Raw genomic sequence first — 3,839 nt, 5'->3', positions numbered from 1 at the left:
CGGGCAGGCCTTCGCCGCGCGCGCCGGCCGCGCCATGGCCGCGACCGGGCTGCGCGAGTTCCCGGCGACGCCGATCCCGCTGCAGGTGCCGGGCGAAGCCGGCGTGCCTGCGTATCCGGCGTTGGTGGACGAGGCCGACAGCGCCGCCCTGCGCATCTTCGCCGACCGTGCGCAGGCCGAGGCGGCGCATCCGCGCGGCGTGCGTCGGTTGCTGGAGATCGCCCTGGCCGACAAGGTCAAGCAGGCGCGCAAGCAGTTGCCGGTATCGCCCAAGACCGGGCTGTTGTACGCGGCGATCGAATCGCAGGAACGCCTGCGCGGCGACCTGGTGGAAGCGGCCTTGAACGCGCTGCTGGAGCAGGGGCTGGAGGCGATCCGCGACGCGGACAGTTTTGCCCAGCGCCGCGACGCCGCCGCCAGGCAGCTGTTCGGCGAGGCGATGGAGCGGCTGAAACTGGCCGAGGCGATCATGGGCGCGGCCGCGGAACTGAAGCCGCAACTGGAATCGCCGCTGATGGGCTGGGCCAGCGGCAACCTCGACGACCTGCGCGCGCAACTGGCGGCCTTGCTGCATCCGGGCTTCCTGCGCGAGACCCCGGCCACTGCCCTGGCGCAGTTCCCGCGCTACCTGCGCGCGATGATCCTGCGCGCCGAACGCGCCAAACGCGATCCGGCGCGCGACCAGTCGCGGATGCTGGAGCTGAAGCCGTTCGTCGACGCACTGGCCGACGCGGCCGCGGCCGGATGTGGCGACACACCGGAGTGGCAAGCGCTGCGCTGGGACCTGGAAGAACTGCGGGTGTCGCTGTTCGCCCAGGAACTGGGCGCCCGCGCCGGCATCTCGGCCAAGAAGCTGGCGCAGCGGGTGGCTCTGCTGCGGTGATTGGGGAGTGGGGATTCGGTGTGAGATTCCACCGCTGTTCCCGCACCACCCGCGTGAGCAGCATTCTTGTGGGAGGGACTTCAGTCCCGACGCGTTCAGCGGCAGGCGTCGGGGCTGAAGCCCCTCCCACAACGGGGATGCGCCGCTTGGACGGTCAAGCGATCTGCTCTGCAACGGCGCGTGGTGTTGGTGCTACGCACCAACGCAGTCGCGTCTTGTTGTGTCGCAGGAGCGGCTTCAGCCGCGCCCATCGTGGCGTCATGCGTCGCGGCTGAAGCTGCTCCTGCGCGTACGCTCCAGGGCGATTGGAGGTGCCCTGCATTCCCGCTGCTCTGGCGTTCATGCGTCGGGGCTGAAGCCCCTCCCACAGCAGCCGCTCCTGCGACATGCGATCACGGCCCTCAACGTTTCAGCCCGCAGCAATCCAACGAATCCCCAATCCCCACTCCCCAATCTCCGCCCCTCAGTCATCCACCCGCTCGCCCATCAGCTCGCGCTGGCGCTTGTCCAGTTCCTCGGCGTAGCGCTTGCGCACGAAGCTTTCGCTGAGCACGCCCAGGACCTTGCCCTGGTCGTCGACCACCGCCAGCTCGTCGCTCTGGGTCAGGTCGAACTGGCGCATGGCGGTGACCACGTCGGTGTCGGCGGGCAGGGCCACGTCGCGGTTGCCGGCGTAGTCGACGATGGCCGCGTCGGCGTTGACGCCGTCGGCATAGGCGGCAGCCAGGGTGACCAGGCCGGCGTAATGGCCGCTCTCGTCCTCCAGCACCACGCGGGTGCCCGAGCCGAGCGGGAAGCGGCGGCGGAACTCGGCCACGCTGGTGGTGGCGGCCAACGGATGCACGTCCTTCTGCATCATCCGCCCGGCGCTGAGGTGCTTGACCCAGCCGACGTCGCGCGCGCTCTTGATGGTCTCGCCGCGCAGGTGCAGGCGCCAGGTCGAGAACGAGTAGCCGAAGATCTGGCGGACGATGGTGTTGGCGACCAGCACCGCCACCATCACCGCGCTGGCCAGCACGAAATCGTGGGTGCCTTCCAGTACCAGCATCGCCATCGTCATCGGCGCGCCGATCACCGCGGCGGCCATCGCCGCCATACCGGCCAGCGACGCGGCGGTGCCGTCGACCAAGGCCATGCCGCTGCCGAGATTCAGCACGCCGGCGAACAGCCCGCCGACCAGCGAACCCATGAACAACGAGGCGAAGAACAGGCCGCCGCGGAAGCCGAAGCCCAGCGAGATCGCCGAGCCCAGGCACTTGAGCAGCAGCAGGATGCCCAGCCAGCGCAGCGAGGTCGGGCTGGTCAGGTCCAGGTGCAGCGCGCCGTGTCCGGAGGACAGCACCTGCGGGGTGATCAACGCCAGCGGGATCAGCAGCAGGCCGCCGGCGACCGGGCGCGCCCAGCGCGGCAGCGGGCTGCGGTTGATCGCCTGTTCGATCGCGCCGATCAGGCGCATCACCGCCACCGCCAGCAGCGCGCAAAGCACGCCGAGCAGCGCGTACAGCACGTAGTCGCGCGCCTCCAGCGCCGAGGCCGCCGAGGCCGGCAGCAGGTACGGCTGCACCCCGGCCAGCTGCGACACGAACACCGCGCCCAGCGAGGCCACCGCCACCGGTGCCAGCGCCGATGGCGAGTACGCGCCGATCACGATCTCGAACGCATAGAACGCGCCGGCCAGCGGCGCGCCGAAGGCCGCCGCGATGGCCGCGCCGGCACCGGCGCCGACCAGGGTGCGGATGTCGGCGCGCCGCAGGCGCAGCACCCGGCCCAGGTGCGAGCCGCTGCCGGCGCCCATCTGCGTGTACGCCGCTTCCAGGCCGACCGAGGCGCCGACGCCGTTGGAGAACAGGGTCTGCACCGAGACGATCAGGTTGTCGCGCATCGACATGCGCCCGCCGTACAGCGCGTTGGCTTCGACGGCGTCGACCAGTTGCCGCTTGCGCGCGCGTGCGGCCATGCCCAGCAGGCCGACCAGCAGCCCGCCCAGCGGCAGCACCAGCAACTGCTGCACGCTCAGTTCGGACATGGCGCTGAGCCGCTCGTCGGCCTCCAGGCCGTACAGCAGAGCCTGCACGCCGTGTGCCAGGCTGCTCTGCAACAGGGTCAGCAGGCCGGCGATCACGCCGACCAGCAGGGCCAGGGCGATGAACCAGACATCGCTGGCGCGCAGGCGCCGGCGCAGCGCGTCGGCGAGGCTGTGCGAGGCGTCGGCCAGTCCCGGCCGCGGACGCAGGTTCACGGCGCGCGATCCTATTTGATGCGACGGACCTTGGCGCGGGTGTTGTAGTTGTCGATCTGCATGTACCACACGCCCATGATGCCGGGGGTGATCTTCACCTTGGGCGCGGTGCGGTGCACGCTGGGCAGGCTCGCCGCCTCGGTCTGCTCCCATTCCTGACCGTTGGCCAGCACGTACTTGCGGCCTTTGGCGAAGCCGGAGAACTCGCCCACCAGGGTGCTCTCGATCGGCTCGGCGCTGCCGAAGTCGAAGAAGCCGCGGTTCTTGGTGATCACCTCGCGGCGGCCTTCTTCCTTGGCCTTCTCCAGCGCCACCGCGGTTTCCTTGGCGACCTTGCCCTGCAGCCAGTCGTTCAGCGCGGCCAGCTCCTGCGGCGACAGCTTGTCCAGCCCGGCCGCCTTGAACTCCTGCGGCGACATCTGCGTCTGCAGATCGCCGGAGACGGTGCGCTGGGCGAGCGCCGGGGCGGCGGACACGGCGAGCGCCGCGCACAGGACCAGGGGAGCGAGACGCGCGAGGGACATGGCGAGGATCCGGGCAGTGGGATGCGCCGTAGTGTAGTCGCAAGCGGTGACTGCGCACGGGATACCGGGCGCGCCGGGACCGCGTCGGCGCCCGGTTCAGTCCTCGGCGGCGGCGGGCACGCCCGACCTGCGCGGCGGTCGCCGGTACACGAAGTCCGGCGCCGGCGCGGCGGCTTCGCGCTGCGCCAGCGCC

The 3,839-nt window shown here is 70.9% G+C and carries 3 protein-coding genes; 1 reads left to right on the top strand and 2 read right to left on the bottom strand.

The window, feature by feature from the left end; all coding sequences use genetic code 11:
- Positions 1 to 883, top strand: an 883-nt coding sequence (locus tag D180_RS07255; protein WP_043090601.1) for a DUF3418 domain-containing protein, incomplete at its 5' end; no start/stop codon positions are given.
- A gap of 463 nt (positions 884 to 1,346) precedes the next feature.
- Here the strand turns inward: D180_RS07255 and D180_RS07250 are convergent.
- A complete protein-coding gene (locus tag D180_RS07250; RefSeq protein WP_017912273.1) occupies positions 1,347 to 3,122 on the bottom strand; it encodes a chloride channel protein in 1,776 nt (591 codons plus the stop codon).
- Positions 3,123 to 3,133: 11 nt separating this feature from the next.
- Complete coding sequence (locus D180_RS07245) at positions 3,134 to 3,646, bottom strand: hypothetical protein (protein ID WP_017912272.1); 513 nt, start codon at positions 3,644 to 3,646, stop codon at positions 3,134 to 3,136.
- Positions 3,647 to 3,839: the final 193 nt, after the last annotated feature.

It is taken from the genome of Xanthomonas sp. SHU 166 (assembly GCF_000364685.1).
Lineage (GTDB): Bacteria > Pseudomonadota > Gammaproteobacteria > Xanthomonadales > Xanthomonadaceae > Xanthomonas_A > Xanthomonas_A sontii.
This window is presented reverse-complemented; position numbering and strand designations above follow the sequence as displayed.